We start from the raw sequence: 5322 nt of genomic DNA on the forward strand, positions 1-5322 counted from the left end.
GTATTATCCTGCCGACGACGAGGTGGACCGACGCGTGCGCGGAGCTGGCCGCCCAACTCGGAGACAGCGACGAGCTGTTGGTCATCCACGACGGTGCGAATGACCCCGTCACTGAGCGGGCCGACTACCCAGAGGGCGTCCGGATCATCGCCGCCGGTGAGCCGGAGTACTGTTCGGGGAAAGCCAACGCCATCGCCGCCGGGATGGAGGCCGCGCGCCACGAGCGGCTCGTCTGGACGGACGACGATTTTCACCATCCTCCGGACTGGCTGGCGACCTGTAGCGCGGACTACGACGAGTACGGGCCGGTGTCTGAGGTGCCGTACTTCGTCGGGCGGGATCCCCTGTCGGTGCTGCTCGAACCGCTGTACGCCGCTGCTGGCTCGTTACCCCTCTCCCTCGGCAACCAGATCTGGGGCGGCGCGGTCATGTTCGAGCGAGGCGACATCGACGAGGCCGCGTTTCTCGATGACCTTCGGCGGACCGTCAGCGACGACGGGCTCCTCATGGAGTACCTCCAGGTGACGAACGTCGGCCGGACGCGTATCGTCCCTATTGGGGGGACCATCCGCGAGGCGGTCGAGCGCCCGGTCCGGTGGACGCAGATCCTCCGGTGGCATTTCCCCGGGGCCATCGCCGGGACCGTCCTCGTCTCGCTGCTTGTCCTCGCAGGCGCGATCCTGGCCCCGCTCTACGCGGCGGCCGTCCTGACGGTGCTGCACCTCGCCGTCAACGAACTCCTGGGCGTCCGCCGGTGGACGGCCGTGCTGGCCTACCCGGCGGTGTTCGTGTTCGTGCCCCTCCTTTTGTACGGACTCATCCGCCGAACGTTCGTCTGGGGTGGCCGGCGCTACCGCTGGCGCGGGAAATTCGACGTGACGGTCGTCCAGTAGCAACTCGACGTTCGACTTCGATACCACCAATTCACCTCTGTAGTTCGATAGCTAGCGGACCGTCTCTTGTCTGATGGTCCGCGCACGCACTCACGGAATCCAGTGAGCATCCATGGGCACAGACGCGACTACTCACTCGAACGCACACTGCACCGTCTCGACGCAGTCGACTCATATGGCGAACGTCTCCGCTCGGTCGGGGTGCGTAGCCCTTGCATTGGGCTTCTCGCTTCCGTCCTGTGTGCAAACTGAGACAGTGAACCCAAGCGCTGTGAGTTCATTTTCGATCTGCAGGAGTGCGTCGTCGTGGTCCCTGCCACCAGCAGCTTGCACCCTGCCAGTGTCCGGGGCTGCCACGTCTTCGCCCGCCGCAGTCAATCGAATAACGACCTCGTTGGCGTCGATATCGACAGTTGTTTCGAGGAGCTGAGAGCGCTGCCGGATGTTCGCCAGTTCATCATACGACGGCGGGTCGGCATCGACACCTTCGAACAACCACCGGAGTTTCTGATCAACCTGCTCAACTGCCACGACCACGAGCTTATGCGCGAATTGAGAGCTGTATACTCGTAGGTAGAGAGTGTGAGACGCATTCTATGATACGCTGGTATCTACCAATCAACCGCTATCTGACGATTCCCTCATCCACCCCAGTGCCCAGATGGGAGATCACTGTGTCAAGTGCGTATTCAGGATTGTCGTGAAATATATGATGGCCAGCATCGGGAATGACCTCCAGCGTCGAGTTCGGCACGTAGTTCATCTGCTTTCGTTGGTATGTCTCTCCAATCACACTATTACACTCGCTTGCAAGAAAGAGGATGCGTCCTTGGTATCGATCGATATTGGAAACGAGATCCATCAGTTCACCGGTGCTCTGGTTCATCGAAGCAGTGACCTGTTGATTCGCATCATACCCGGCCCGCCAGAGTACGTTCCGAGGTGGTATATTGTCACACCAATAGCCGGGATTCGCGCGCACCATTATCTGTTCGATGAAGTAATCGTCGCCAGCGTGTTCGTCGGGGCAGTCCAGATTCCGTGATTCTATGCGAGCGATCGTACCTGGAAGTATCGAATCCAGGGTGAACCCGCGTGTTGGACCATTTGCAGCCATCTCCTGATTCAATGGACCAGGTTCCGCCATAATCACAGAATCCACTTTTTCGGGATACGTTGAGACGTACTGTGCTACAAGCTGGCCACCAAACGAGTGACCAAGGAGAACAGTTTCGCTGCTCTCGGCTCCAAACATCGTCACGATTGCATCAAGGTCATTGAGGTACTGTTGGAATGACAGCTGGTCGGGAGAAACACGGGGCGATAAGCCAGTCCCTCGCTGGTCGTACAACACCACACGAAAGTGAGGCGATAGACGGGTTAGCGGACGCAATGACCGATAATCCGCACCTGGACCACCGTGGACGACGATCACCACGGGTGCGTTACTGGGACCGATGACTTTACCGTGAAAGAGGTAGTCGTTCGCGGTGAACCGTGGCGGCCATCGTTCATTCTGTGAGACGGTCTCCGGGAGGCAACCTGGGAATCAATGGCGCCAACGAGAAAACCGGCGCCACCTGCGCCAGATACCAAGCCGAATGTCTTAAGGACGGACCGACGGTCGATGTTCATGATCTGTATTGGTAAATTAATTACCGTTCTTCAAAGGGTGTGGACATCAATATATTGACAATGTGGCCATTACAAACGTACTCACATAATTGGTAATTATCAAATATATTCGCTATCTTGGCACTGTCTAGTTGGCCCAGTCTTCCGAATATCGCTAAGCAAGAAGAAGCGTTCTACGTGGTTAGTGGCCAGTTTTGCGTAGAAACGTCTGATGCGAAGTATATTATCGAGTAGGGACAGTCTCTCGCGGAGCCAAAGCGACGTCTCCCGAGCAGACGGCAGGTAGCACCGTGAACGTCTGCCAGCCCCAACATCGCAAAAAAACGAAACGCGCAGTAGGGTTAAGGTTGGGTGGCCGTCTACTGCTGTCCGGTTCCCCGACCGTAGCCGTGACCGTTACTTTGGCCGTTACCCCGACCGTTGAAAAAGAGCTTTACTTTGCGCTCTTCGTCGGCAGGAATGTGGACGAGTACAGCGTCCTCGTCGTCACTGTAGGCGAACGAGTTCGCCGTCTCTTCGACCATGTCGGCATCGACCGCTTCGTACTTGGTCGGCCCGGCCTGGACTTTCCTCGGCGCTTGCGAACGGTCGAGTCGCAACAGGTACGACGAGAGTTGGGAGTCGTCGTAGTTTTCGACTTCCATCTCGGATTCGAAGGTGACGACACCACCCCCCGTCCCCGTGATGGTGAAGTTCGTCACGTTGTACTCGCCGTCCTCGAAGTCGTTGGTCGCGCCGTCGTCCTCGTAGAACGAGTACGAAGCTTCTTCGTCGAGGTAGGTGTTCAACTGAAGCGTCGTAAGTGGCTTTTCTCCCGTGTACTGCTGCACCTCGCGCATTGGGATGATCGAGTCTTTACGCACGTAGATCGGCAGATGGTCGATCGGGACGTCGACGGTCATCCACTGCCCACCGTCGTACACGTCGTTCGTCCAGAAGTCGACCCAAGTCTCACCGTCTGGTAGGTAGACGTCGCGTTCCGTCGCACCTTCTTCGACGACTGGTGCAACAAGCACGTCGTCGCCGAAGAGGAACTGGTCGGCGATGCCACGGACTTCGTCGTCGTCCTGGAATTGGAAGACCAGCGGCTGGAAGATCGGCTTCCCGTTTTCTGACGACTCCTGGAACTCGTTGTAGAGGTACGGAAGCAGTTTGTAGCGAAGCTCAGTGTACTTTTTCGTGATATCCACGGCTTCCTCGCCGAACGTCCACGGGTGTTGATTGCGCGGAAGGTCCGGGTCTTGCTTCCTGTGAGTGTCGGTGTGGTTCCGGAAGAAGGGGTTGAACGCTCCCAGTTCTATCCAGCGCTTGAATAGTTCGGGAGAAGGCCGCCCGACGAATCCGCCGACGTCGTGACCACAGAACGCGAGCCCAGAGATTCCCATGTTCATCATCATCGGAATCTGCATCTGCAAGTGGGGCCAGATACTCACGCAATCACCGGTCCAGATTGCCGCGTACCGCTGGCCGCCAGCGTAGAGGTTCCGGTTCAACAGGAAGGGACGGTCGTCGGGCTTGTAGAGGTCGTAGGACTCACGAGATGCCCGGGCATAGTCGAACCCGTACATGTTGTGATACTCCTCGTGCAACATCGTGTCATTACCCGTCCCGTGGATGTTGTCCACCGGCATCGTCCAGTCGTAACGGGTATTCTTCTGGAATACCGCCGGCTCACCCATGTCGTTTTTGATCCCGTCGAAGCCGGCATCGAACAACACGTCGTGTTGTTCGGCCCACCAGCTGCGGACCTCAGAACGCGAGAAGTCGGGCCACACCGCGACATCGGGCCAGACTCTCGCTTTGAACGTCTCCCCGTTCGCATCCTTGGTCCAGTAATCATTGGCAGTCCCTTCGAGATAAGGGTCGTACGGTTCGAGTTCGCCGTCACCATCGACGTCTATCTCCTTGTCCACCGCGACACCCGGGTCGTTGACGGCGACCGTCTTGACTTCGGGCAACTCCTCACTTAGCGTTTGGAGCGCATCGCGGTGTGAGTCCTGGATGCTGAAGACGCGGTAGTTGTTCATGTAGCCGATATCGAAGTGCATCGCGTCCAGCGGAATCTCCTCTTGGCGGTACCGGTGGGGTATCTCGACGAGTTCCTCGGGGCTGTATTCCCACTTGCTCTGGTGGAATCCAATCGCCCACTTGGGTGGCAGATTGATGGTTCCGGTCAAACTCGTGTAGCTGTCGAGGACATCGCCGATTTCCGGACCGTAGGCGAAGTAGTACGTTAGCTGGCCGCCATCGCCAACGAAGTAGTAGTAGTCTTCACCAGCGTCGGTGTCGTAGGTCTCCTCTACGCCCTCGGGGTCCTGTACCTGGGGCGTGTGGAACACGGTATGGTTGGGATTATCAAAGAACATCCCGTACGCACCGGCATTCTTCAGGCCGACAAAGAACGGAACCGACGCATAGACGTAGTCACTCGTGTAAAAGTACCCGTACTGGTCCGTATTCCAGTTCTCGAGTTTCTTTCCGCGTTGGTTGAGTGTGAGTTCGGGCTGTTCGCCAAAGCCATAGAAGGCTTCGTCCTCGTCAGCCTTCTTGTACACGTATGGTAACGGCTCGTTAGGCGTTGGGTCGGCCGTTTGGACGTCCTCCTGAGTATCAGCGGGCTCTGCATCCAGGACGCTCAAGCTTGGGGAACTGTAAGGGGACTCCTGCAGTGTTGGGTTGGTGTGCTGTGTTTCGTTTTTTTGCGGCGCTGGGGTGGTCGTATCCTCAGATCTATCGGGGGATGGGGCGTTTCCTGAGGAACCCTTATCCAAGAAGTCCTCGGTGATGACCGTTC

The 5322-nt window shown here is 57.6% G+C and carries 4 protein-coding genes; 1 reads left to right on the plus strand and 3 read right to left on the minus strand.

What is annotated here, in order from left to right:
* Positions 1-2: 2 nt before the first annotated feature.
* Entirely contained in the window at positions 3-893 is an 891-nt protein-coding gene (locus QT222_RS07130; RefSeq protein ID WP_491476762.1) for a glycosyltransferase family 2 protein, read from the plus strand.
* 171 nt (positions 894-1064) lie between these two features.
* Here the strand turns inward: QT222_RS07130 and QT222_RS07135 are convergent, their stop codons facing one another.
* From QT222_RS07135 to QT222_RS07145, 3 genes are all read right to left on the minus strand, one after another.
* The gene (locus QT222_RS07135) at positions 1065-1424 is read right to left on the minus strand and encodes a conjugal transfer protein (RefSeq protein ID WP_238547493.1); all 360 of its coding nucleotides are present in this window, start codon (positions 1422-1424) and stop codon (positions 1065-1067) included.
* 94 nt (positions 1425-1518) lie between these two features.
* Entirely contained in the window at positions 1519-2331 is an 813-nt protein-coding gene (locus tag QT222_RS07140; RefSeq protein WP_491476763.1) for an alpha/beta fold hydrolase, read from the minus strand.
* A 556-nt stretch (positions 2332-2887) separates the two neighbouring features.
* The gene (locus tag QT222_RS07145; protein ID WP_491476764.1) at positions 2888-5167 is read right to left on the minus strand and encodes a glycoside hydrolase family 31 protein; all 2280 of its coding nucleotides are present in this window, start codon (positions 5165-5167) and stop codon (positions 2888-2890) included.
* Positions 5168-5322: the final 155 nt, after the last annotated feature.

The sequence above is a fragment of the Haloferax sp. s1 genome, from assembly GCF_058382125.1.